Below are 26,859 nucleotides of genomic sequence, written 5' to 3' on the forward strand. Positions count from 1 at the left end.
CTAAATAGCTTAGCATTATGCAAAATGCCGCACTTCGCCTTGGCCGTGAATATTTTCTGCACAACGTTTGCATAAGTGTGTGGTTGGCTCATTATCGACGGTATAGTGCCAACAACGAGGGCATTTATCACCTTGCGCCTTAGCAAGTTCAATTTTCAGTCCTTGAATATCGCTTTGCACAGCATTAGCCGGCGCTGCTTGTAATGGTTTTACACTTGCTTGTGATGTGAGTAAAACAAAGCGTAATTCGTTTTCTAACTTAGCTAATGCCGTAGCAATATCTTCATTAGCATAAAGTGTAACGGCAGCTTCAAGTGCACCACCGATCACTTTGTCATTACGACCTTGCTCAAGTACTTTATTTACTTCACTACGAATAGTTAAAATTTTTGCCCAATATTCGCTATTTAACGCTTCGTTATCTGATAACGTAAACAGTGAGCAATACCATTCATCTTCAAATACAAATTCTGATTTTTCTGAACTAGGTAGATATTGCCAAATTTCATCGGCAGTAAATGATAAAATCGGCGCGATCCAGCGAACTAATGCTTGTGCAATATGATATAACGCAGTTTGACAACTGTGGCGAGCGATGCTGTCGCTTTTCGCTGTGTACTGACGATCTTTGATGATATCTAAATAGAATGATCCCATCTCAATTGAACAAAATTGCATAATTCGTTGTACCACTTTATGGAAATCATAATTTTCATAAGCTTGAATAATTTGTTCTTGAGCTTCTTTTGCCATACTAACCGCCCAGCGATCAAGGACAACCATATCTTCTGGTTTGACCATATCTTTCTCTGGATCGAAACCATTTAAATTCGCCAGTAAGAAACGTGCGGTATTACGAATGCGGCGGTAACTATCAGCGGAACGTTTGATGATTTCATCTGAATAGTTCATTTCGCCAGAATAATCTGTTGAGGCAATCCATAAACGTAAGATGTCGGCACCAAGTTTATTCATTACATCTTGTGGAGTTACAATGTTACCAAGCGATTTAGACATTTTGCGTCCTTGCCCATCAACCACAAAACCATGAGTCAATACTTGTTTGTAAGGTGCTTTGTTATCAATTGCCGTTGATAACATTAATGAAGACATAAACCAACCACGGTGTTGATCTGAGCCTTCTAAATACATGTCGGCTTCATGTCCTTCAAATTCTGGGCGAACGCGAACCACTGACGAAAAAGTAGATCCTGAATCAAACCAAACATCTAATGTATCAGGTACTTTGCGATAATCATCAGCATCAGGGCCTAAGAGATCTTTAATATCAGCATCCCACCAAGCTTGAATACCATCTTTTTCAACTAATTTAGCGACTTTTTCAACTAATGCTAACGTATCTGGATGAAGTTCTTCTGTTTCTTTATGAACAAACAACGTCATAGGCACGCCCCATGTTCGTTGACGCGAAATACACCAGTCTGGACGATTAGCTACCATGGTTTCAATGCGAGCTTGTCCCCAATCAGGGATCCAACGAACTTGTTTGATCTCTTTTAATGATTGTGCCCGTAAACCTTGTTTTTCCATGCTGATAAACCATTGCGGTGTTGCTCGGTAAATAACAGGGGTTTTATGACGCCAACAGCATGGATAACTATGTTCAATATTTTCAAAGTGTAATAATGCGTTGTGTTCTTTTAATATTTCAACGACTACTTTGTTTGCTTTGAACACAAATAGACCATCTAGCCCTGCGCCTGTTCCCGGTAAGTAACAGCCATTTCCTCCAACAGGGTTAGCTACTTCTAGCCCATATTTTTGTCCTACTATAAAGTCTTCTGTACCGTGACCTGGTGCAGTGTGCACAGCACCCGTACCGGCATCAATAGTTACATGATCGCCAAGCACAACCGGCTCGTCAAAATCAAGGAATGGGTGCTTAAAGCGTAATAACTCAAGTGCATTGCCTTGACAGCTACCTAACACTTTCCATTCGCTGATATTAGCTCGCTTCATCACTGTTTCAACTAAATCAGTGGCTAAGATTAAGCACTCTTTATCATTGATTTGAACGAGTTGGTATTCAAAATCTGCATTTAAAGCAATCCCTCGGCTAGCAGGTAGAGTCCAAGGCGTGGTTGTCCAGATAACTGCATAAATGGTTAAATCGGTATTGATACCAAATTTATTTGCAACAGCTTGATTATCAACCGCTTTAAATTTTACATCGATTGCTGGTGATGATTTATCATAATATTCGACCTCGGCTTCCGCTAAAGAAGACATACAATCAGTACACCAATAAACCGGTTTTGCACCTTTAACTAAATGACCATTTTCAATCACTTTACCTAAAGCACGAATAATGTTGGCTTCAGTATCATAATTCATGGTGCGATAAGGGTTTTGCCAATCACCAAGTACGCCCATACGAATAAAATCGGCTTTTTGTAGTTCAACTTGTGAGGCCGCATAATCACGGCAAATTTGGCGAAATTCAGCCGGAGATACTTTAACCCCAGGCTTACCAACTTGCTCTTCGACCTTTTGTTCAATTGGTAAGCCATGACAATCCCATCCTGGAATATACGGGGAATCATAACCGCTTAAGCCTTTTGATTTGATAATGATATCTTTGATAATTTTATTAACAGCATGACCAATATGAAGTTTACCGTTTGCATAAGGAGGACCATCATGCAAAATAAAGGCTTTTTTGCCTTTTTTCACTTGGCGGATTTTGCGATAAAGTTCTTTATCGTACCAATTTTGTAACATTGCAGGTTCGCGTTTAGCGAGATCGCCTCGCATTGGAAATCCTGTTTCAGGTAAATTCAATGTGTTTTTATAGTCTGTCATGCTGATTTATTCCAGTTAAATTTGTTGATACTACTTTTAATTGGTTAATTGTGCACTGATCTTTTTCGCAGTGCAAATATCTTGTGTAATTTGTTGTTTTAAATCTGTTAATGAATCAAATTTTTTCTCATTACGTAATTTTTGGACGAATGTTATGTCTAAATATTGTCCATAAATATCCTCTGAAAAGTCAAATATATTCACTTCTAAAATAGCCTTTTTCCCATTAATGGTTGGTCTTAAACCAATATTGGCGATACCATGATAATGTTGGTTGTTACAGATATTTTTTACTTTAACAAAATAGACACCTTGTAGCGCAGGCTTTTTTCGGTGTAGGTGAATGTTGGCTGTTGGGAATCCTAATTGTCTAGCTAAAGCATTACCATGGACTACGCGACCTTGTATTGTATAATCACGCCCTAACAGACAATGAGCCAATTCAAAATCACTATTTAAAAGTGCTTGGCGAACGGCGGTACTACTTATGCGGAAATTATTCCAAACAAATGTTGGCATGCTTTCTACTATAAAGTTGTTGTTGTGCGCATATTGTTGTAGAAGATTGATATTCCCTTTACGTTCAAACCCAAATTGAAAATCATCACCAATAGTAATATATTTAGCTTGTAGCTTATTAATTAACCAATCTTGGATGAAATGATTTGCTGACATGTGGGCAAATTTTTTTGTAAATGGAATAACAAGAATATAGTCAATACCTAACTTTTCAATCAGAATGACTTTTTCTTGAAATGAAGTTAACCGTGACGGTGCCCTATCTTGTGTAAAAAACTCTAGTGGTTGAGGCTCAAATAACATCACAACCGTAGGCAAGTTTCTCTTTTTTCCTTGTTTAATAATATGGTTAATTAATTGCTGGTGCCCTAAATGAACCCCATCAAAATTTCCCAAGGTTAAAACACATTGAGAGAATTGATTTTTTAAATTAGTTATACCACGGATAATCTTCATGAAAACAATGTTATTTATATTGAGTAGCCCAGAATTATACCAATCTTTCTTTAAGATGCACGCAATATAAAGTGGCTTTTTGCGCTAGATGTTTGGTTTTTGTGATAGCTTAAGGAAGAGGTACTGTATTGACAGTACCAAATAGCATCAAATGATTAATAGTGATTTAACGTGCGTAAAAACTCTTGTCTTGTGCTTGGATTAGTCTTAAATCCACCACCAAGCGCTGTTGTTGTTGTCATACTGCTTGAGTCTTTAATGCCTCTTGCTTTTACGCAATAGTGGGTGGCATCAATTGAAACAGCAACATTGACTGTGCCAAGTAATGTTTGTAGCGCAACTAAAATTTGTTGGGTTAGTCGTTCTTGTACTTGAGGACGCTGTGAGAAAAACTCAACAATGCGATTGATTTTTGACAGTCCAATCACTTTATCTTTGGGGATATAAGAAACCGTCGCTTTGCCGTCTATTGTTACAAAATGATGTTCACAAACACTGGTTAAAGTGATGTCGCGGACGGTTATCATCTCGTCAACTTGCATTTTGTTTTCGATTAACGTGATTTTCGGGAAATTTTCATAATAAAGACCCGAAAAAATTTCATCAACATACATCTTTGATACTCGATGAGGTGTTTCTGCAAGGCTATCATCTGTCAAATCGAGCTCCATAAGTTTCATTATTTCACGAAAATGAGCTTCGATTTTTTCTTTGCGCTCACCATTATCCATTGCCAATCGGCATGATGGTGTTTCAAGGTTTTTAGCCGCAAGCGCCGCTTTTACTTTTTGCGCAGCAAGACTTAATTCTGTCATTTATTACATACTCAGGCGAAAATAGATACAATATTATATAATACTCCTTATACAATATATAGTCGTTTACATATGGTTTTATATGTGAAACATTTATACTTTTTTGAAAATTCTTTACATTATATAATGGTTCTTCGTAAGAATATTATTGTTAATTAGGTTATACTACTTAAACAATTGTATTGAATAACGTTTAGGTGACTGTAATGCTAAATAACACACCGATTATCTTAATTGATGGCTCTTCTTATCTTTATCGTGCTTTTTTTGCATGCCCTCCGTTAACCAATGCTAGAGGTGAACCAACAGGGGCTATTGTTGGTGTGATTAATATGATTCGCAGTTTGATTAATCAATATAATTCCTCTCATGTTGCTGTGGTATTTGATGCTAAAGGTGGCTCTTTCCGTAACGAAATTTATTCTGACTATAAAGCAACACGTGAAGCGATGCCTGAGAATCTTCGACCACAAATTGAACCAATTCACGCTATTTTAAAAGCAATGGGTTTACCACTGCTTTGTATTGATGGAGTGGAAGCCGATGACGTTATTGGTACACTAGCTAGACAAGCAGAAAAGGAAAATCTTGACGTATTGATTAGCACTGGTGATAAAGATATGGCTCAGTTAGTGAGTGACAAAATTACATTGATTAACACCATGAATGATACCGTCTTAGATCCGCAAGGCGTAATAGATAAATTTGGTGTGCCGCCTGGCAAGATTATTGATTATTTAGCGTTAAGGGGGGATGCGTCAGATAATATTCCCGGTATTGCTGGTGTGGGTGAAAAGACCGCACAAAGTTTGTTAGCCGAGTTTGATGGTTTAAAAGATATTTATAATCGGTTAGACGATATTGAAAAATTGACAATCAGAGGCGCTAAATCCTTAAAACAAAAACTGTTAGACAATCAAAAAGAAGCCGAGCTTTCTTATTTACTTGCGACGATAAAAACCGATGTTGAATTAGATTTTACTAGTGAACAACTATTATTGGGAGATATTGATGTTAAAGCACTCATTGAGCTGTTTAATTATCATGGCTTTCATCGTTGGCAAAAAGAGCTAATTTCAGGCACTTTTTTGAAACAGCAAAACAATACCCCTATTGATGATAGTTTGCTTTCATTTATGCAACAATCTACACCTGATTTACAAACAAACGATTATCAGTGCATATTAACCAATAAACAACTAGATGAATGGATTGCAACATTAACAAATTGCAAGCAATTTGCTTTTAACATTGAAAGTGATGGTATTGATCATGTACATGCTCAATTAGTAGGAATTTCATTGAGTGTTGAACCTAATCAAGCGGCTTATATTCCTATTTCTCATCAATATTTAGGTGCTCCAAACCAGTTGCCAATAAATGAGGTGTTGGATAAATTAAAACCAATATTTGAAAATCCAGAAATCAAAAAAGCCTCCCAAAATGCGAAGTTTAATTATAGCGTTCTGGCAAATTATGGTATAACCGTGCAAGGCATTGCGTTTGATACAATGATTGAATCTTATGTATTAAATAGCACTGAACGTTATGATATGGATAGTTTGGCAAACCGCTATTTAAACCACAAAACTATTACTTACGAAGAGCTAACTCCAGCTGAGAAAATACAACTCAATATTGATGCCATAGAAGTAGAAAAAGCCACACTATATGCCGCCGAAGATGTAGATATTACTTTACAATTGCACAATAAGTTATGGATAGATCTTGAAAAAGACCAAAAATTAAAAAATCTATTTACTGATATTGAAATGCCATTAGTTATTGTGATTGCCGAAATGGAAAGAACGGGGGTTTTGGTTGATACTAATTTATTGAATAAATACTCCGCTGAGTTGAACAAAAAATTAAAAGAACTGAAAGAAAAGTTACAATTTCTAGCTGGCGAAAAATTCAATCCTAGTTCGCCTAAACAGATTCGAGCTATTTTATTTGATAAACACCAACTACCGGTTTTAAAAAAGACACCAAAAGGCGATCCAGCAACCAGTGAAGATGTGTTGAGTGAACTGGCTAATCAATACGAATTACCGCGCATGATTTTAATGTATCGTAGTTTAGCTAAGTTAAAAAACACATATACAGATAAATTACCATTGATGGTGAGCCCTATCGATCATCGGATCCACACTAATTATAATCAAATCGGTACGGTAACAGGGCGATTATCGTCAAACGAACCAAATTTACAACATATTCCAGTGCGTACCGAAGAAGGGCGACGAATTAGACAAGCATTTATTGCACCAAAAGGTTATAAGATTATTGCTGCCGATTATTCTCAAATTGAATTACGTATTATGGCGCATTTATCACAAGATAAAAGTTTACTTAACGCTTTTGCCAACGACAAAGATATTCACCGTGTAACAGCAGGCGAAATTTTAGAAAAACCCGAATCTCAAGTAACGTCTGAAGAACGAAGGTGCGCTAAAGCGGTTAATTTTGGTTTAATCTATGGTATGAGTTCTTTTGGTTTATCTAAACAAATTAATATTAGCCGTAAAGAAGCCAAATTTTATATTGATCGTTATTTTGAACGTTATCCTAGTGTACAAACCTATATGGAGCAGACTCGCCAGCAGGCTGCTGAGAGTGGTTATGTTGAAACCTTATCGGGTCGACGTTTATATTTATCAAAAATTACTTCAACCAATGGTGTTGAGCGTCGAGGCGCGGAGCGGGCGGCAATTAACGCACCAATGCAAGGTACAGCGGCAGACATTATTAAAACCGCAATGATTAAAATGAATGAGTGGATTAAAAGTCAGCCTGTCGGCAATATTAGAATGTTAATGCAAGTTCACGATGAATTAGTATTTGAAGCTAAAGAGGAACTAATCGAGCAGTATTGTGCTGAAATTAAAAAAATTATGGAAAATTGCTATCAATTATCCGTGCCACTAAAAGTGGATATCGGTGTGGGTGAAAACTGGGATGAAGCGCATTAATCATTCTAAATCAGTGTGAAACAAAAGGATAAAATACTAACTGCCTAACATTAATGGAACTATTGCCGAAACCTTTCGGCATGTTAGAATAAGCAACTAAATTGAATTGATATCAACATGTTATTTTGCTTGTTGATTCTGGCAGAATTAAGGAAAAGGGCGCTAGCAGTCTTTTTGTTGTTTAAGCTCGTTTTACTGTTATTATTAGGATTATTTCATGAAAATCAAAACCCGTTTTGCACCTAGTCCAACAGGCTATTTACATGTAGGTGGTGCACGTACAGCGCTTTATTCTTGGCTTTATACTCGTCATGCAAAAGGTTCGTTCGTGTTACGTATTGAAGATACTGATCTTGAGCGTTCAACACCAGAAGCGATTGAAGCAATAATGGAGGGTATGAATTGGTTAAAATTATCATGGGATGAAGGTCCTTATTATCAAACTAAACGTTTTGATCGTTATAATCTCGTTATTGACGAAATGTTAGCTAAAGGTACCGCTTATCGTTGTTACTGTTCTAAAGAACGTCTTGAAAAATTGCGTGAAGAACAGATGGCGAAAGGTGAAAAAGCGCGTTACGATGGTCATTGCCGTTGTGATTCGGTACAAAAAGAACATTCTCATGATGAGCCTCATGTTGTTCGTTTTGCTAATCCTATTGATGGTACTGTTATCTTTAATGATTTAATCCGTGGACCGATTGAGATTGCCAATAAAGAGCTTGATGATCTTATTATTCGTCGCACAGATGGTTCACCAACTTATAATTTCTGTGTGGTTGTTGATGATTGGGATATGGAAATTACCCATGTTATTCGTGGTGAAGATCACATCAACAATACGCCTCGTCAGATCAACATTCTCAAAGCGTTAGGTGCACCATTGCCTGAGTATGGGCACGTATCGATGATTTTAGGAGATGATGGACAAAAATTGTCTAAACGTCATGGCGCGGTAAGTGTAATGCAGTATCGTGATGACGGTTATTTACCTGAAGCATTACTTAACTATTTAGTTCGTTTGGGTTGGTCGCATGGCGATCAAGAAATTTTCTCAGTGCCAGAAATGATTAGCTACTTTTCATTAGATGCAGTGAGCAAATCAGCTAGTGCTTTTAATACCGAAAAACTACTTTGGTTAAATCACCACTATATTAATCATTTAGATGCAGATTATGTTGCTCAGCATTTAGTTTGGCATATGAACCAACAAGGCTATGATTTAGCTAATGGTCCCGATCTTATTACAATTATTAAGCTATTTGGCGAACGTTGTAAAACACTGAAAGAAATGGCTGAATCTTGTTCTTATTGTTATCAAGACTTTGCTGATTTTGATGCAGATGCAGCTAAAAAACACCTTCGCCCAGTGGCTAAACAGCCATTAGAGACTATTAAGGCTAAAATTGAAGCTATTGCTCAGTTTGACTGGCAAATTGATAAAATTCACCATGCTATTGAAGCGACGGCTACTGAGCTTGATATCGGTATGGGCAAAATTGGGATGCCACTACGCGTTGCTGTAACCGGTATCGGGCAATCCCCATCGGTTGATGCTACTGTTTTTGCCGTTGGTAAAAAGCGCACGCTTGCTAGAATCGATAAAGCTTTGGCATATATTACTCAGCGTGAGCAATCTCAAAATTAATCTATTTATTGCAGGGTAATCCCTGCAATTATTTTCGCCAAATCGAGAACTTCTATGGTTCGCTTAAAAAAACGCTATTGGATCTCACTTAGTATTTTATTTTTGATTGTACTGTTTTGCTTATATGGGTGGCACTATTGGCAGTCATTTAAGCAGAAACATGGAATTATGGTCGATTGGCATGGTGCTAGCCTTGGTTTTGAAGGGCTTACTTTTGATGAACTTACTGTTAGCAAGCAATCTCAAATCTCTATAACAGCTAAAAATCTGTTAATTTCGTGGTCATATTTATCTGCAAATAATTTGGATATCCACTGGCAAGTAAATCAATCTGAAACGGTCGTAGATTCTGTCGAAAATGTAGTTGATACTGCTACTGATAATCTTAATCAATCTGATTTTGATCTCTCTTTGATTTCAACTGCTGTTTATTGGTTACCTAATAATATTCATATAGATACACTGCGATTTTATGAACAAGATAAAAAACAATTCGATTTAAAAGTCGATATCAGTAAACAGCAAGAAGCGATACAACTGGATGTATCAACCAATACCCAAGAGATCGCACAATTATCGGCTACTTTGTTTGTTAATCAAACAGCTTCGCGTGTTGATATACAAAACGGTCTTTTAAAAACATCTTTAAATCAATTAGGTCTAGAAAATAGTAATTTAACATTGCCTTTTACTGGTTGGGTATCTGGCCATCAATTGGCATTAACAACTTCAGATAAAGCCTCAATTAGCTTAGAAAAAGCAAATCTTTCTGACGATTTATTTCTTGGATCGTCCTCTGGGCAATTGAATATTCAACTAGAATCAAAAATTCCATTTGATAGTAATAAATTGTCTGTTATAGCAATGCTAACGGTTAATAAGCTCAATGGTACTTATAAAAGTAGTGAAATTAAATCGGTGACAGGTGATGTTAATATTATTATAAAAGATAACCAATTTACGGTTTCGACGCCCGCGTTAAATGTTCAAGAAGTAAATATGGGTATTGCCTTTGAAAAGCTAAAATTAGTGGGTAGTTATTCCGCTTCATTTAAAGCACCTAGCAAAGGTATAGTTACTTGGAACAAGCTTGAAGCTAATGTTTTTTCTGGTTTAGTTTTTATTGAAGAAAATAAATTGAATTTAGCCAAATTACCCCAACAATTTAATTTAGGGTTAAAACAGATACAACTAAAAGATATTTTTGATAAATACCCTGCCGAAGGGCTTGCCGGTGCGGGCGTAATTGAGGGGGGTTTACCTATTACCTTATTAGAGGTAAAGAAAAGGGGCGAAACAGCATTAAACCTTGTCATTAAAAATGGTCGGTTAGCTACGATTAATGAAGGTTATCTACAGTTTGAAAATTCAACCTTGAAAAATTATGCACAAAGTAACCCAAATATGAAAATACTCACTGATATTATTAAAAATTTTCATTATACTAAGTTACAAGGTACAGTTGATTATGCTAATGACATTGCTAAACTAGGATTGAATATTCAAGGCAGCAATTTAGATGTCGAAAATGGCAAAGCCGTGAATCTAAATATCAATCTTGAAGAAAATATAACTAAATTGCTCATGAGTTTACAGTTGTCCGATCAAATTAGCGAACCTATCCGTAAACGTATTGAAGATAATTTAAAAAAGGGATCTTCAAAATAAGGAGTTATTTTATGGTACGAAATGTTATTGTAATGATGGCACTAGCGGGAGTGTTAATTGGCTGTTCACCAACAGTTAAGGTTCAAGCTCCAAGCGAGCCAATTAATATCAATTTGAATGTTAAGATAGACCATGAAATTAATATTAAGGTTGATAAGGCGTTAGATAATATTATTAATAAATCTGGATTATATTAAACCAATAGGTTCTATTTTAATCGATGTATTTGATTGTGGACAAAAGGCGCCCCACATTCGAATTAATAAAATATGATGTATTTATTAAGGAGTTTGTTATGACTATCTATAAAAAAGTAATAATAACGTTATTATCAGCTGTTTTATCTTTTTCTGCATTTGCATTAAATTTAGAACAAGCGATGGATTCATTAGGTCAAGCTAAAGCACAAGGCATTGTTGGTGAACAGGCTGATGGTTATTTAGGCGTAGTGAAAAATGAAGGTAACGCTACTGAAATTGCACAACTCATTAATCAGGCTCGTAAACAACAGTATCAAAAAGTATCCGCTGAAAGTAATATCCCTTTAAGTGAAGTAGAAAAAAAGGCGGGTAGTAAAGCGCAAGAAAAGACCCCAGCAGGTCAATATATAAAGCAACAAGGTCAATGGATAAAAAAATAATTATCGCTTTTTAGTAACAATAACAAAAGTATAATGACATTGTACTTTTATTGTGTATCAATAATGTGTATCCTGTTTGTTTAAATATCTGTTCATAGTGTTTTTATATTAAATAAAAAATGGTATGAAATCTTATCTAGTTAGTTTTTATTTGTAACAATATCGCTTATGCGATTTGAAATGGAGAAAATCAATGTGTTCGATTTTAGGTATTCTTGATATTAAATCAGATCCAGAACAACTACGAACAAAAGCATTAGAGCTATCATGCCTACAGCGTCATCGTGGTCCTGACTGGTCTGGTATTTTTGCTTCTGATAAAGCTATTCTTGCTCATGAACGTTTATCTATTGTGGATGTTAATACCGGATCTCAGCCGCTTTATAATAAAGATAAAACATTAGTTTTAGCAGTAAATGGCGAAATTTATAATCATCAAGAACTCCGAAATCAGTACAAAGATCGTTATGAATTTCAAACCGGTTCAGACTGTGAAGTGATTCTTGCTTTATATCAAGAAAAGGGTATTGACTGTCTTGACGAATTACAAGGCATGTTTGCGTTTATTCTTTATGATATCAATAAAGGCACTTATTTTATTGGCCGTGACCATATTGGTATTATTCCAATGTATACTGGTCGCGATGAAAATGGTACATTTTATGTTGCTTCTGAAATGAAAGCCTTAGTGCCTGTTTGTAAAACAATTGAGGCTTTCCCTCCAGGATGTTACTTATCTAGTACCGAAGGTGAAATCAAAACCTACTACAAACGTGACTGGATGGATTATGAAAATGTTAAGGATAATAAAACAGACATCAATGAACTTCGTGTTGCATTAGAAGAGTCAGTAAAAGGTCATTTAATGTCTGATGTACCTTATGGTGTGTTATTATCAGGTGGACTTGATTCTTCAGTCATTTCAGCAATCACTAAAAAATTCTCTGCTCGCCGCGTTGAGGATCACGAAAAATCAGAAGCATGGTGGCCGCAGTTGCACTCATTTGCTGTTGGTTTAAAAGGCGCACCCGATCTTAAAGCGGCGCAAGCTGTTGCGGATCATTTGGGCACTGTCCACCACGAAATTAACTTTACCATTCAAGAGGGTATTGATGCGATCCGTGATGTGATTTATTTCATAGAGACCTATGATGTCACTACTATTCGTGCCTCTACACCGATGTATCTAATGGCACGTAAAATCAAAGCTATGGGCATTAAAATGGTACTATCTGGTGAGGGTGCTGATGAAGTGTTTGGTGGTTATCTTTATTTCCACAAAGCACCAAATGCCAAAGAGTTCCATGAAGAAACCGTACGCAAATTAGCGGCACTGCATATGTATGATTGTGCTCGTGCTAATAAAGCGATGGCGGCATGGGGCGTTGAAGCTCGCGTTCCATTCCTTGATAAGAAATTCTTAGATGTTGCTATGCGCATTAATCCAAAAGATAAAATGTGTGGTAGTAATGGCAAAATGGAAAAACACATTGTCCGCGAAGCATTTGAATCTTACTTACCAGCATCGGTTGTTTGGCGTCAAAAAGAGCAATTCTCTGACGGTGTCGGTTATAGCTGGATTGATACATTAAAAGAGATTGCCGAAAGTAAAATTACTGATCAGCAATTAGAAAATGCAAAATTCCGCTTCCCGTACAATACGCCGACTTCAAAAGAAGCCTATATGTATCGTGAGATTTTTGATGAACTATTCCCACTTGAAAGTGCAGCGCATTGTGTGCCAGGTGGTCCAACAGTTGCTTGCTCAACCGCTAAAGCGATTGAATGGGATGAATCTTTCAAAAACCTAAATGATCCATCAGGCCGTGCAGCGGTAGGTGTGCATAATGATGCTTATAAAAAATAAAGGATTAGACTCAAGATAATATTATCTAATTCAAATTTGTAAAAAGGGCTATATGCCCTTTTTTTATATTTAGCTAGAACATTCTGATTAATCTACTTTTTGTTAAATTCATTTTAACTAAACTATCATAGTTTAGTGACGACAAATCTCCCATTTTTCATTCAACGATAATTTAATCATTTATTAAAAACTTTTCATTATTTTAAAATTTAGTTCATTAATTTCATTGATTGGTATACGTTTTAAAAAAAATAACGCAATTTTCTATACTTCATGTCTTGGATTTTTTATGAGCATTTTTTATTAAATATGTGATCTAAATTCATTTTTTTGTAAATCTAATAAACTATACTTAATGTTACCAGTCACATAACGACAGGGTGGAAAGTAAACAATGTTTATTTTCCAATAAATATAATTGTAAGAGTGGTGATTTATTAACTAGGAGCATTGAGTGAAAAATTATAGAATTGCAATAATCAACTCAAGTAGTTTTGGAAAATATTTTCCAGATCATTTAAAACGACTAGAAAAAATAGGTGAAGTAAAACATTTTATTTTTGAAAATAGTATTTCTGGAAAAGAATTAGCTGATGCATTGCAAGGATTTAATATTGTAATTGCGAGTGTCAGACCATTTTTTGATAAAGAGTTTTTTGATAACAAAAAAGATCCTTTACTTTTACTTTCTCGCCATGGAATAGGGTTTAATAATGTTGATGTTATTGCCGCTAAAGAGCACGGTACGATCGTTACTATTGTTCCCCCTTTAGTTGAGCGAGATGCGGTTGCTGAAAATGCTGTAACCAATTTACTAGCATTAATTAGGCAAACAGTTCAATCTCAAGCAGCTGTTAAGTCAAATGAATGGAAAAAAAGAGCCTCTTTTTTAGGCATTAATGTTACGGGTAAAGTTGTTGGTGTTATTGGATGCGGTAATATTGGCAGTCGAGTAGCAGAAATATTTAAACACGGCTTTAATACTCGGTTACTTGTGGTTGATCCTAAAGTCAATAAAGAATGGGCAAATAAAAATAATATCGAAATTGTTGAATTAGATTATTTGCTTCAAAATTCCGACATCATCTCTTTAAATGCATCACTGAATGAAACAAGCTACCATATCTTAAAAGAGCCTCAATTTTCTTTAATGAAAAAAGGTGTCTATATTACGAATACTGCACGAGCTGAATTGATTGATGAAAGTGCATTATTAAACGCACTTGATAGTGGTATTGTTGCGGGACATGCAACTGACGTAATGTATGTTGAACCTTCATACAATGACCATCCTTTAGTTAAGCATCCTAAAGTACTTGTTACACCTCATACTTCCGCTTATGCCATTGAATGCCTGCAAGGTATGGGGGAAAAGTGTGTACAAGATGTAGAAAACTTTGTTAATAATTTAGAACTACAATCAGTTGTTTCTTAATAAATTGTTTTAAATTTTAATTAATAATAAAAAATATTAAGGAGTTTATATATGCAAGAAATGCATGTAACGTTTCTTCAAGCGGCGATTATTTCCATATGGGTTGCAATGGTTATGTCACGGGGATTGGGTGGCGCAACCTTAACGTTAAGGTTTACCCCAATGATGACAGGTTTAATTGTTGGTGTTGTTTTTAATGATATTCCAAATGCCATGATAACAACTGCAGCAATACAATTAATTTACATGGGCGTTTTTTCGCCAGGTGGTCAAATGCCATCAGAGCCTGCTATTGCAACTGCAGTTGCTGTTCCTGTTGCGTTGCTTGGAAATATGGAGCCAACCGCCGCGGTTGCAGTTGCTGTACCCGTTGGTTTATTAGGATCTTACTTGTATCAACTAAGATTTTTCTTTAACACTATGATTATGAAATTAACTGAAAGATATGCGCAAGAAGCAAATAGTTCAGGATTAACTTTTTCTATAATTATATTACCAATAATTTGTAGTTTTGCCTTGTTTGTTCCGTTTATGTTTGTTGCACTATATTTTGGAGCACCGATTATTGCTGATGTCATTAAATCCAATGCCGGAGGAGTGGTTTTCCATATTCTTAACGTTATTGGTGGTGGGCTTGCCGCAGTTGGTATTGCATTAACCATTTATGTTATTGGTAAAAAGAGCTACATCATTTTCTTCTTATTGGCTTATTTTATGGCAGTAATGGCCAAACCACTGAATATAACAATGGTAACTTATGCGATTGTGGGAGCTATTGTTGCCTTTATTTTCGTTCTTGCAAAAAGTGAAGCAGTAAATTCTGCGGCGGATCAGCCTAGAAATAATTCAAATAATAACAATCAAGATGATGACGATTATTAATCTACAGTGATTTGATGAATCAATTAGATAGAGGAATTTTATAATGACAGAAATAGTACAAGAAAGCATTGATCTAAAACCAGAAACTATTACTAAAAAGGATATAACTTTTGCTTGGTTACGATGGTATTATGCCAACGAAATCCCACACTCATTTGATCGTTATCTTGCGGCATCATTGATGTGGGGGTTAATGCCAATCCTTAAAAAATTATATAAATCAAAGAGCGAACTGGCAGCAGCTTACCAACGACATTTATTGTTTTTTAATACTCAAATAACTTGGGGGGGAGGAACAATTTCAGGAATTATGGCCTCACTTGAGTCAGTTCGAGCCGATGAGGTTTATCAAAACAAACCAATTAGTATTGATGATGATGTACTTTATAATACTAAAGCGGGTTTAATGGGAGCATTAGCCGGTATTGGTGATGCGATTGACTCGGGTACTATACAATATATTTTTATTGCAATTGCACTTCCTTGGGCACAAGAAGGATTAGCAATTGGTGCCTTGTTCCCTTTCTTTGCTTTTGTAATATATCAACTTTTTGTTGGATATTATTTTGCACAATTAGGATTTAAATTAGGTAGAAATGCTGCTACAGAAGTTGTGGGTAACAAAATGCAGATGCTTATAGAAGGCTTATCTATTTTAGGTCTGTTTATGATGGGGATTTTAGCCGCGAGCTATATTAAAGTCTCATCAAGTTTAAAATTTACTTTATCAGGTAAAGAGTTTGTTATACAAGATACATTGGATAAAATTTTACCAGGTGTGTTACCGCTTGTTGTTGTCATGGGGCTTTATTTTTATTTTTCTAAGAAAGGTTTAAAAGTCACCAGAGCATTAGTTGGGTTAACCATCATACTGGGTGTTTTAGCTGCAATTGGCATTTTATAAAATAGCGATATAAAAAATAGAGGTTATAAATTATGGGAAAAGTTGTTTTAGCTCGTGTAGATAGTCGTCTCATTCATGGTCAAGTTGCAACTAACGTTTCTAAAGCGGCTGGGGCTAATGCCTTATTCGTTGCCGATGACTATTCAGCAAATGATGAGTTCACAAAAAATATCATTTTAGGTGCCGGTGCTAGTACAGGCCATAAAATCAGAGTATTAAAAGAAGATGGCGCGGTAAGATATTGGAATGATCGCAAATATGATGATTTTAATGTTATCTTAATTACTAAAAATATTGAGGTAATGTATAAAATTATTAAAGCTGGGGTACCAATAACCAACCTTAATATTGGTGGATTACCGCTAGTGCCTGGTGCAACTTCAATAATCAAAGAAGTATCCATTAACAAAGAGCAACTTGATCTATTGATTGATTTACAAAAGAGTTTCCCTAATATGGATATCTATTTTCAAGCAACGCCTTCATTGAAAAAAGTAACACTAAATGAAGCAATTAAGATGTTTGAATAATCTAGGATGGTAAAAATGATAGGTGTCTTATTAATTAGCCATGGCAAAATGGCATCAGGAATGAAAGATAGTGTAACAATGATTGTTGGAGAACAAGACAAATTTGAAGCATTATCACTTAACCCAGGGCAAGATATTAATCAATTAAAAACAGATTTATTTAATTGTACCAAATCGTTAGATTCTGGCGATGGTGTTTTAGTTTTTGTCGATCTGTATGGGGCTTCACCTTATAACGCATCAATGCAATGTGTGCCACAATGGCATGATCTTGGCATGAATGTTCGCGTTATTACTGGTATGAGCTTGCCAATGGTAATTAATGCAGTATGCAATAGAGATTCGCTATCACTCCAAGAGTTGACAAAAGAGTGTATTGAATCAGGGCATGAAAACATTCAAGATGCTATTGCAAATATTATGCATTCCAACAAATCTGAAAGTGAAGACGATTATTAATTAGTTTAATTTAACTAATATTATTTATTAAGTTGATAGTTTTTAGTTTATACCTATCAACTTATTTTTTATCTTCATAGTTAATCGGATTGTATAAAGGTTTATTCACTATATTATTTTAAATTTAGATAGTTTATTAAAAATGGAAATACTTAAAGATCTTGTTCTACGATATTGCGTCATCTTTGGCAAACGGTTTTCTTCTAAAGAAAAGATTGCTTTTTTAAGAGTGATATCTAAAGAACTCAGTCAATTAGGCTATATAGTTGATGCAAAACTGGCTAAATTAAAATTAGCCACAAGACGGTATGAAAACTACTACAATGCTTATATTGGTGATTTAAATAAAGCCGAATTAATCATCTGCACTTATTATGATACGGCTATTAACTGTTTTAATCTTCAAAAAAACTATGCATTTACACCGCAATTTAATAAATTAAATTACTTTATCAGCATTGCGCCTATTGTTTTTTTATTTATTATATCGCTGATATTAAATTATTTTGTCTTTCTTCCAAATATTAGTACTCAAGGCTTTTTTAGTTTTTCTGGCATCAGCTCAATTATTTCAACCGTTTTGCTATTTTTTGTTGTATTTAAATTTAAAAGCGGCATTCCTAATCAAAAGAATTTTGTTTGTAATTCATCAAGTATTATTACTATTATTAACTTAATTAATCAACTCGACAAAAAAGACAAGAAAAAAATAGCCTTTGTTTTATATGATGGAGGCAACAGCGGCCAATACGGCTTAAAAATGCTGGAAAGTTACTCTAGCCAAATGAAGGACAAAAAATTTATTTTTATAGACAGTATTGGTAATGGCAATGATTTAATTTATCTAAAACCCGAAGGATCTAGTCTACAAATAGAAGGTAAGACTATTTATACAGGAAAAATGGAAACCCAATTACCCAATTACATCATGATCACATCTGGTAATATAGATAAAGAGGGTAAAATTGTTATTAATAATGCTCATTCATCAAAAGACAACTACTTATCTAACGAAATAATCGAAAAACATACCCAGTCGCTTCATGATGTATGCCGTTCATTAACAACTCGTTATGCCAATAACAATCAAAAATAGTATTTGAGTAGAGGGAAAGCGATCACATCTACCAACCGATTGGGTAGATGTGATAGAAAAATTAATGTGCAGCGCCTTTTGGTGCACCAATAGGTAAAATGGTACGACCGTATTGTTCATTAATCACTTCAGCCATTGCTAAATAAACAGCACTTGCTCCACAAATAATGCCTTCAAAACCGGCAATATGGATAATGCCATGGTTACCAGAAATATTACCAATGGCTAATAAAGCAAATAAAACCGTTAAACTAGCAAAAACAAATTGTAATGCGCGGTTACCTTTTAATGTACCAATAAACATAAAGCCAGTAAAAATTCCCCATAAAGCAAGGAAAATACCAACAAAGGTAGCATCAGATGGTGCTGTTGCTGGTGAAGTTGGTAAATACCAAATACCCACTAACGCAATCCAAAAGAAACCATAAGAAGTAAATGCCGTTGTACCAAACGTATTACCTTTTCGAAATTCTAAAATACCAGCAATGACTTGTGCAAGGCCGCCATAAAAAATACCCATTGAGACGATGACTGTCATAGCAGGGAAAAATCCAGCATTATGAATATTTAATAAAATTGTTGTCATACCAAATCCCATTAAGCCAAGAGGGCCAGGATTTGCAAGTTTTGTTTGTTCCATAAGGATCCTATAGGTTAAATTTGATGATTAAAAAAGAGCGGCAATGATAAGTGCAGAAAACGCGATAATCAAGATTTCAGAGAAAATTATTTTTTTGCCCCCCTTGATATTAATAATAATGTTCCCATTTATGTGAAAACAAAAACATTTCTTTGTGAAATAAAGGCTTGAAAATTAATATTTAAGACCTATATACAAGAAATAAAATACAGATTTTGAGGAGAAAGACTATGGGTAAAATTATTGGTATTGATTTAGGTACAACAAATTCATGTGTTGCTGTCATGGACAATGGCCAAGCAAAAGTATTAGAAAATGCAGAAGGCGATCGCACAACCCCTTCCATTATTGCTTATACTCAAGATGGTGAAATCTTAGTTGGTCAACCAGCAAAACGTCAAGCAGTAACCAATCCACAAAATACATTATTTGCCATTAAACGTTTAATTGGTCGTCGTTTTGAAGATGCCGAAGTACAACGTGACGTTAGCATCATGCCATATAAAATTGTAAAAGCCGATAATGGTGATGTATGGGTTGATGTTAAAGGTCAAAAAATTGCGCCACCACAAATTTCTGCCGAAGTATTAAAGAAAATGAAAAAAACAGCAGAAGATTATCTTGGCGAAGCAGTGACTGAAGCGGTAATTACTGTTCCTGCTTATTTTAACGACGCACAACGTCAAGCAACCAAAGATGCTGGTCGTATTGCTGGACTTGATGTAAAACGTATCATCAACGAACCAACAGCTGCAGCCCTTGCTTATGGTTTAGATAAAGATGTAGGTAACCGTACTATTGCTGTTTATGACCTTGGTGGTGGTACATTTGATATTTCTATTATCGAAATCGACGACGTTGATGGCGAAAAAACCTTTGAAGTACTAGCAACAAATGGTGATACTCACTTAGGTGGTGAAGATTTTGACTCACGCTTAATCAACTATTTAGTTGACGAATTTAAACGTGAACAAAACTTCGATCTAAAAAATGATCCGCTAGCAATGCAACGTTTAAAAGAAGCAGCAGAAAAAGCAAAAATTGAATTATCATCAGCACAACAAACTGATATTAATTTACCGTATATCACTGCTGATGCAAGTGGTCCAAAACATTTAAATATTAAAGTAACACGCGCTAAACTTGAGTCTTTAGTTGAAGATTTAGTTAAACGTTCAATGGATCCTGTAAAAACAGCATTACAAGATGCAGGTCTTTCTGTTTCTGACATTAAAGACGTTATTCTTGTTGGTGGTCAAACACGTATGCCAATGGTTCAAAAAGCGGTTGCTGACTTCTTTGGTAAAGAACCACGCAAAGATGTAAACCCTGACGAAGCGGTTGCTGTTGGTGCGGCTGTTCAAGGTGGTGTACTTGGTGGTGATGTTAAAGATGTGTTATTACTTGATGTTACGCCATTGTCTTTAGGTATTGAGACTATGGGCGGTGTAATGACCGCTTTAATTGAAAAGAACACAACTATTCCAACTAAACATAGTCAAGTGTTCTCAACTGCTGAAGATAATCAATCAGCTGTAACCATTCATGTGTTACAAGGTGAACGTAAACGTGCGGGCGATAACAAATCATTAGGTCAATTCAATCTAGATGGTATTCAACCTGCACCTCGCGGTATGCCACAAATTGAAGTTACTTTTGATATTGATGCTGACGGTATTTTGCATGTATCTGCAAAAGACAAAAATACTGGACGTGAACAAAAAATTACGATTAAAGCCTCTTCAGGATTAAGTGAAGAAGAAATTCAAAAAATGGTAAACGACGCAGAAGCGAATGCCGATGCAGACCGTAAATTTGAAGAGCTAGCTCAAACTCGTAACCAAGCCGATCATCTTGTTCACACAACACGTAAACAAGTGACTGAAGCCGGTGATCAGTTATCAGCTGATGATAAAAAAGCAATTGAAGATGCAGTCAGTGCTTTAGAAGTTGCCGCTCGTGGCGAAGATAAAGCAGAAATTGAAGCAAAAATTAATGCATTAATGGAAGCTTCTAAAAAATTGCTTGAATTAGCACAACAACAAGCCCAAGCAGCTCAAGGTGCGGGTCAAGCAAATAGTGGAAACACTAATGCGCAAGATGATGTTGTTGATGCAGACTTCAAAGAAGTTGATGATGATAAAAAATAAACATTAACTACAATGTTTTTTAATGAGTTATTTCAACAAGTTTTAAGCATATAACAAGTTAAACGGGCGCGAGGTAACTCAAGCCCGTTTAGTTGTTTATACAATCATAAAAAAATAAAGGTTAATTATGGCGAAGAAAGATTATTATGAAACATTGGGCGTTAGTAAAAGTGCCAGTGAAAGTGAGATAAAAAAAGCCTATAAACGCCTAGCGATGAAATATCATCCTGATAAAAATCAAGATAACAAAGCCGAAGCCGAAGCAAAGTTCAAAGAAGTGAAAGAAGCTTACGAAATCCTAACTGATCCGCAAAAAAAAGCGGCTTATGATCAATATGGACATGCTGCTTTTGAACAAGGACAAGGTGGATCGGGTGGATTCGGCGGATTTGGTGGCTTTGGCGGTGGTGCGTTCGACGATATATTCAGCGATTTCTTTGGTGGTGGTCGTGGGCGCAGTCAAACCGCATCTCGCGGCAATGACTTACAATACAATATCACTCTAACATTAGAAGAAGCAGCAGCAGGTGTTAGTAAAGAAATTAAAGTACCAACTTGGGTAAGTTGCGATACTTGCCATGGGCAAGGCACCGAAAAATCCTCTGATGTGGTCACGTGTAATACCTGTCATGGTGCAGGTGTTGTCCAAATGCGACAAGGATTTTTTGCCGTGCAACAAGAGTGTCCAACTTGTCATGGACGGGGTAAAGTGGTTAAAAACCCATGTAAAAAATGTCATGGTGAAGGTCGCGTTGAAAAAACGAAAACATTGTCTGTTACTATTCCAGCCGGTGTTGATACAGGCAACCGTATTCGACTATCTGGTGAGGGCGAAGCCGGTTTAAATGGCGCACCAGCAGGTGATTTATATGTTCAAATGCAAATTAAACCACATGCTATTTTTGAGCGAGACGGCACCAATCTGCATTGCGAAATTCCAATTAATATTGCATTGGCATCACTCGGTGGCGAAGTTGAAGTACCAACTCTTAATGGCAAGGTCAGCTTAACGATTCCTGCTGAAACACAAACCGGTAAAATGTTCCGACTACGAGGCAAAGGCGTCAAATCATTACGCGGTAGTGCGGTAGGTGATCTTTACTGCCATGTTGTGGTTGAAACACCCGTTAACCTAACGAGCAAACAAAAAGAGCTGCTTAAAGAATTAGGTGAAAGCTTTAAAGCCGATAAAAACTCTAAACACAGCCCCAAAGAAAAAAGCTTCTTTGACAAAGTGAAAAAGTTTTTTGGTTAATTTGATATAGCAAAAGCACGATTGAACAGTAAAATAACTTGTTCAATCGTGTGTTAGCCAACATTCAGACCTCTACACCCATCCCTATTTATTCACAAAAACAAAAAAATTTTAGCCAAATTAACTGTTTATGTAACTATTTCGTTTTTTACTACGATCCTGTTTTTTGCTTACGATATTTTTCGGTCAAAATTTCAACAGAAAACTTACCGTTATTTTCTCGGGATAGATTTAAAGAGTATGGTTTGTAGCTCCATATTTTATCCCCTACTATGTTTTTATATTCTTCTTTACCATATTTTTGGGTTAATTCTTTATAAACTTTCTGTTCTATTTCTGCTGTGTATGTCATTTTTTTATAAACATTGAACACAACCAATTGGGTAGGGTTACGCTCTAAGTCATCTTCAAGTCTAATGGTTAATTTTTCGTCTTGATTGTTGGCATTTAAAGTTATTTCATAGCTTTTGATTGTGCCTTCGGTTATCGATTTTTCGCCTATTTTTGATGGCGGTAATCGCATGTTCTTTTCACTAACCTTTATGTCCTTTTCAGAAAGGTGATATTGGTTTTTGAGTAATTCAACCAGTTCCGGTTCGGTTATTCCAAGCTTAACCCCTGCAAGCTCAAGATTTTCCGCCTGCTCTTTTGTTAAACCATCAGCCCAACAGGTTGGGATACAAAATAACAAAGTGAATAATAAAAAGTACTTTTTTAACATTGTTTAGCTCCTAGTTGTGTTATAGTCCATTGCTCCGAATAGATACATAGAATTTACCCTCAGTTTTTGGGGATAAGCCTAAATGGTATGCGTTGTAACGCCAGACTTTTATTCCGAAAAAGTTTGTTGTTTCTTCCTTACCATATTTTTCGGTTAACTCCTTATAAACCTTCTGCGCACTTTCTACTGTATATGGCATGGTATGATAAATACTATAAACCACCATTTTTTGTGGAGGATTATGCGTGATATCGTCTTTAAGTTGAATTGTTAACGTTTCTTCTGGATGGTTGGTATTTAAAACGACTTCATAGATCTTAATTGTGCAAGTAGTTATGCTTTTTCCATCTATTTTGGTTGGCGGTAATGCCATTTGCTGCTCACTAACAGTAAAGTCATTTTCAGAAAGGTGATATTGGTTTTTGAGTAATTCAACCAGTTCCGATTCGGTTATTCCAAGTTTAACCCCGGCAAGTTCAAGATTTTCCGCTTGCTCTTTTGTTAAACCATCAGCCCAACAAGTTGGGATACAAAATAACAAAGCGAATAATAAAAAGTAACTTTTTAGCATTGTTTTTTTCCAATTTTTATATTAATTCCTTAAGTTATTATTTTATTATAATAAAATAATAACTTAGGCACCAGTAAACAATAAAAAGCAGTCATAGTGCAAAAAAACAGCAAAATAAATCTACCAATCAGACTGATTATTTAGCTATCTACACACTAAAATACGTCAGAAAAAATATTGATTTTATTAAGTTTTTTCTGGTTGTTTTTTAACAAAAACCGCCTTATAAAAACACAACGGCCCATCCCAAAAAACGATGATTATGTTATTTGTCTTATTCCGGCGTCAGAATGTGCCGACAACAGAGCGAGGTCAGCACGCCAAACAGGGATGTTTGGCGAGGCTATGCTTCGCCGGGAGCGAATCATAGCCGGTGCGTTAAGACCGAGCGGCGGCGTCGGGTAGCCGCAGGCCACATTCTGCAGCCAAAGCGTGGGTTGTCAGGGAATTCGCTTTAATTCCCTGACTCGGACGTGGTCACTGTAACTATTTTGTTAGCTAAAGGTCAAAACGTCCGAAACCACCGCACCCAATCCATCCTATTCACCAACCCAAAAAAGACCTGATTTTCCGTCCAAAAATCGGTCAGAAAAGGTATTGATTTTATTAAAGTTTTTATTTGATGTTTTTTATTCAAAAAACATCACCAAAACCATTTCCCAAAGCCCGCCAACATAAGCTGACTCATCCTTTAACAAAACTTTACAAATTTTTAACAAAAAAGGTAGCGCATTATTGGTCAAGCGGTTATAATTTAATCGCTTACAAAGCAAGGGAGTGCTCATTATTAGAGCAGTAAGTTATAAAAAATCGAAATAAAACAAAAAATTACTTGACAGGATGATCGAAATGCATTACCATTTATGGCATCTGGCATCTGGCATCTGGCCTGCCAAACCTACGCCCTAAAACTTTTTAATTTTCACCGTAGTCGAAATCAGACACAATTCTTATTTTCATCAGCGAGGTCATTTCGCGTAGCGAAATCGGAGACGTTATCGGTAGGGTTATCACCGAGGTCAAGGCGTTTACCTCTTCTATCTAAATTTTCAGGTTTACCAAGTTTACCAAGTTTACCAAGCTTATCAGGCTTATCAGGTTTACTCAGCTTACTTAGATTATTTAGATTCCTTAAATCGGCGTTGTTCTTCGTGGCATTGTTGTTGTTGTCATATACACAGAGTTCTGTGGCATTAACGCCTTGTTCACAGCCATTCATGGCGTGTACTTCAAGGGTAATAGAGGGTAGTGCGCCGTATTTAGCGTTCAACTATGGTCGAACAAAGGCAACAGATACAGACAGTTTGTTGTCTATTCGGTTGCAGGATGGTCAGGTAATCACGCCATCTAGTAATACATCAAGCGTATCAAATCCAATAAGCTTACCTTATGCAGGAAGTACTTTGGGAAGTATAGGAATGATATTCCCACGAACAACAGCTAGTTCAGTGAGTTTAAGTGATTTAGCCACAAGGTATAATTATTGGCGAGATGATGATGGAGATGAGCCGGCAGCAAATGGTATATCAGGGAGTATATCGGCATCCTTTACAGATAAGGATGGCAATGATGTTAGTTTTAATGAAGAATTAAGTGGATGTAAGGCTCCTTATAGGGTAACTTTAAGTAGTACAGGGGGATATTTACAGACCCAGTACGGTGTTCCTAATAGGACCAATTTTAGCAGTCAGGCGGTGACATATTATATCAATCCGTATGGTGTTACAGGTCCTGTTGCTTGTTACTTTGTGAGTTACGCAAGGCCGAGGGTCGCCCGTGGCACAGACGATTACGCCGGCCCAGCTAACATATGGGCCCCTAATAAGGGTTTTTTAACTCAGTCAACTGATTCATCCTCTTACGGCCGAAATTTTCCTACAACGGGTGCTGATGGGTTGTATTTTTTCTTAGAGATGCCTGCAGGAGTGAATGGAAGGCGATTTACGTGGTCTCCTGTTACTCGTGATGGAATAACAGCTACAGTCAACTGGGAGTCAAATAGGGCAAGGACAAGGGTAAAATTAAGCGGTCCTAGGGCTGATGATACTCAGAAAAATTCAAGTAATCCTAGTCTGCTAGATGTGCCCTCTTTGCCACAGACATTTGAGTTAGTCGGTAGGGATAGTCGAGGTAATGAGGTGAGGTATGGGTTTGTCTTAAAACAGTGGTTCGTCAATCGGGGTGATAAACGGGATACTCAGGCTAACCAATCCACTTGGTGTAGTAGTTTGGGTTATCGTGCGCCACAGGTTAAGGATTTAACCAATGCAGTCAGAACTGGTCGTAATCCTATTTCTGGCGCCTTGCCTCATTCATCTGGTAATCATTATATGCGTCACATAGGTTCTGGTTTTTTCACGGAGTGGGGCGACCTGGCCTACTACGCTGATGCGGGCTTCGTCAACGACCACGGCTTCTGGTCGAGTGACGCAACAGGTGGCTATGGCTTCGATGTCTACTCGGACTACGGCAACGTCGGCAGCTTCAGCGTTTCCAGCAGTTATTACGCTGTTTGCACCGCACCTTAGTTTTTAGCGTTTAGTCCTTAATCCTTGGGCCGCGGGGGAGATTATGGTGCCTGAGAGGACAATCTAACCAAGAATAACGCCCCCGCGCAAGTTGGGGCACTTTCCTTAGGGTTGTGCTGTTGCGGTTTAAATTTGTGGTCTATTTATAGTACGGCAAGGTTTCGGACGTTTTGACCTTTAGTGAACAAAATAGCTACAGTGACCACGTCCGAGCAAAGGGAATTAAAGCGAATTCCCTTTGCAATCCCACGCTTTGGCTACAGAATGTGGCCTACGGCAC

At 36.5% G+C, this 26,859-nt stretch carries 21 protein-coding genes; 15 read left to right on the top strand and 6 right to left on the bottom strand.

The window, feature by feature from the left end:
• Positions 1-15 precede the first annotated feature (15 nt).
• From ileS to folE, 3 genes are all read right to left on the bottom strand, one after another.
• Positions 16-2,823: an isoleucine--tRNA ligase gene (gene ileS / locus GYX25_RS09445; RefSeq protein ID WP_174787251.1), complete on the bottom strand. Its 2,808-nt coding sequence runs from the start codon at positions 2,821-2,823 to the stop codon at positions 16-18.
• Between the two features lie 36 nt (positions 2,824-2,859).
• Complete coding sequence (gene ribF / locus GYX25_RS09450; RefSeq protein WP_174787252.1) at positions 2,860-3,798, bottom strand: bifunctional riboflavin kinase/FAD synthetase; 939 nt, start codon at positions 3,796-3,798, stop codon at positions 2,860-2,862.
• A gap of 155 nt (positions 3,799-3,953) precedes the next feature.
• The gene (gene folE / locus GYX25_RS09455; protein WP_091349344.1) at positions 3,954-4,613 is read right to left on the bottom strand and encodes a GTP cyclohydrolase I FolE; all 660 of its coding nucleotides are present in this window, start codon (positions 4,611-4,613) and stop codon (positions 3,954-3,956) included.
• A 206-nt stretch (positions 4,614-4,819) separates the two neighbouring features.
• On the opposite strand from folE, the gene polA reads away from it, so the two are divergent.
• The 12 genes from polA (at position 4,820) to GYX25_RS09515 (ending at position 18,714) form a co-directional block, all read left to right on the top strand.
• Positions 4,820-7,585 (top strand): DNA polymerase I, encoded by a 2,766-nt coding sequence (gene polA / locus GYX25_RS09460; RefSeq protein WP_174787253.1) that lies wholly within the window; start codon positions 4,820-4,822, stop codon positions 7,583-7,585.
• A 217-nt stretch (positions 7,586-7,802) separates the two neighbouring features.
• Positions 7,803-9,233, top strand: a complete 1,431-nt coding sequence (gene gltX / locus GYX25_RS09465) for a glutamate--tRNA ligase (protein ID WP_091349348.1) — start codon at positions 7,803-7,805, stop codon at positions 9,231-9,233.
• A 54-nt stretch (positions 9,234-9,287) separates the two neighbouring features.
• A complete protein-coding gene (locus GYX25_RS09470) occupies positions 9,288-10,901 on the top strand; it encodes an intermembrane phospholipid transport protein YdbH family protein (protein ID WP_174787254.1) in 1,614 nt (537 codons plus the stop codon).
• A gap of 11 nt (positions 10,902-10,912) precedes the next feature.
• The gene (locus tag GYX25_RS09475) at positions 10,913-11,098 is read left to right on the top strand and encodes a YnbE family lipoprotein (RefSeq protein WP_091349352.1); all 186 of its coding nucleotides are present in this window, start codon (positions 10,913-10,915) and stop codon (positions 11,096-11,098) included.
• A 98-nt stretch (positions 11,099-11,196) separates the two neighbouring features.
• On the top strand, positions 11,197-11,541 hold the full coding sequence (locus GYX25_RS09480; RefSeq protein ID WP_174787255.1) for a YdbL family protein: 345 nt from the start codon (positions 11,197-11,199) through the stop codon (positions 11,539-11,541).
• 193 nt (positions 11,542-11,734) lie between these two features.
• On the top strand, positions 11,735-13,408 hold the full coding sequence (gene asnB / locus GYX25_RS09485) for an asparagine synthase B (RefSeq protein WP_091349356.1): 1,674 nt from the start codon (positions 11,735-11,737) through the stop codon (positions 13,406-13,408).
• Positions 13,409-13,862: 454 nt separating this feature from the next.
• Complete coding sequence (locus GYX25_RS09490; protein ID WP_174787256.1) at positions 13,863-14,843, top strand: NAD(P)-dependent oxidoreductase; 981 nt, start codon at positions 13,863-13,865, stop codon at positions 14,841-14,843.
• Positions 14,844-14,903: 60 nt separating this feature from the next.
• Positions 14,904-15,725 (top strand): PTS mannose/fructose/sorbose/N-acetylgalactosamine transporter subunit IIC, encoded by an 822-nt coding sequence (locus tag GYX25_RS09495; protein WP_091349396.1) that lies wholly within the window; start codon positions 14,904-14,906, stop codon positions 15,723-15,725.
• Positions 15,726-15,768: 43 nt separating this feature from the next.
• On the top strand, positions 15,769-16,629 hold the full coding sequence (locus GYX25_RS09500; RefSeq protein WP_091349361.1) for a PTS system mannose/fructose/sorbose family transporter subunit IID: 861 nt from the start codon (positions 15,769-15,771) through the stop codon (positions 16,627-16,629).
• 32 nt (positions 16,630-16,661) lie between these two features.
• Entirely contained in the window at positions 16,662-17,159 is a 498-nt protein-coding gene (locus tag GYX25_RS09505; RefSeq protein ID WP_091349363.1) for a PTS system mannose/fructose/N-acetylgalactosamine-transporter subunit IIB, read from the top strand.
• 15 nt (positions 17,160-17,174) lie between these two features.
• Positions 17,175-17,618 carry a PTS sugar transporter subunit IIA gene (locus GYX25_RS09510; RefSeq protein WP_160402350.1) on the top strand — a complete coding sequence of 148 codons (444 nt, stop codon included), beginning with the start codon at positions 17,175-17,177 and terminating at the stop codon, positions 17,616-17,618.
• A 142-nt stretch (positions 17,619-17,760) separates the two neighbouring features.
• The gene (locus GYX25_RS09515) at positions 17,761-18,714 is read left to right on the top strand and encodes a hypothetical protein (protein ID WP_091349368.1); all 954 of its coding nucleotides are present in this window, start codon (positions 17,761-17,763) and stop codon (positions 18,712-18,714) included.
• 61 nt (positions 18,715-18,775) lie between these two features.
• On the opposite strand, the gene satP is transcribed toward GYX25_RS09515, so the two are convergent.
• Entirely contained in the window at positions 18,776-19,354 is a 579-nt protein-coding gene (gene satP, locus GYX25_RS09520) for an acetate uptake transporter (protein ID WP_091349371.1), read from the bottom strand.
• 230 nt (positions 19,355-19,584) lie between these two features.
• Between satP and dnaK the strand changes: the two genes are divergently transcribed.
• On the top strand, positions 19,585-21,504 hold the full coding sequence (gene dnaK, locus GYX25_RS09525) for a molecular chaperone DnaK (RefSeq protein WP_174787258.1): 1,920 nt from the start codon (positions 19,585-19,587) through the stop codon (positions 21,502-21,504).
• Positions 21,505-21,631: 127 nt separating this feature from the next.
• The gene (dnaJ, locus tag GYX25_RS09530; RefSeq protein ID WP_091349377.1) at positions 21,632-22,759 is read left to right on the top strand and encodes a molecular chaperone DnaJ; all 1,128 of its coding nucleotides are present in this window, start codon (positions 21,632-21,634) and stop codon (positions 22,757-22,759) included.
• 151 nt (positions 22,760-22,910) lie between these two features.
• On the opposite strand, the gene GYX25_RS09535 is transcribed toward dnaJ, so the two are convergent.
• Together GYX25_RS09535 and GYX25_RS09540 are read right to left on the bottom strand one after the other, a co-directional pair.
• On the bottom strand, positions 22,911-23,480 hold the full coding sequence (locus GYX25_RS09535) for a hypothetical protein (RefSeq protein ID WP_091349379.1): 570 nt from the start codon (positions 23,478-23,480) through the stop codon (positions 22,911-22,913).
• 19 nt (positions 23,481-23,499) lie between these two features.
• The gene (locus GYX25_RS09540) at positions 23,500-24,051 is read right to left on the bottom strand and encodes a hypothetical protein (protein WP_174787259.1); all 552 of its coding nucleotides are present in this window, start codon (positions 24,049-24,051) and stop codon (positions 23,500-23,502) included.
• Positions 24,052-24,914: 863 nt separating this feature from the next.
• On the opposite strand from GYX25_RS09540, the gene GYX25_RS09545 reads away from it, so the two are divergent.
• On the top strand, positions 24,915-26,579 hold the full coding sequence (locus tag GYX25_RS09545; protein WP_174787260.1) for a hypothetical protein: 1,665 nt from the start codon (positions 24,915-24,917) through the stop codon (positions 26,577-26,579).
• Positions 26,580-26,859: the final 280 nt, after the last annotated feature.

It is taken from the genome of Gilliamella sp. ESL0254 (assembly GCF_013344985.1).
In the GTDB taxonomy this organism is placed as follows: domain Bacteria; phylum Pseudomonadota; class Gammaproteobacteria; order Enterobacterales; family Orbaceae; genus Gilliamella; species Gilliamella bombicola.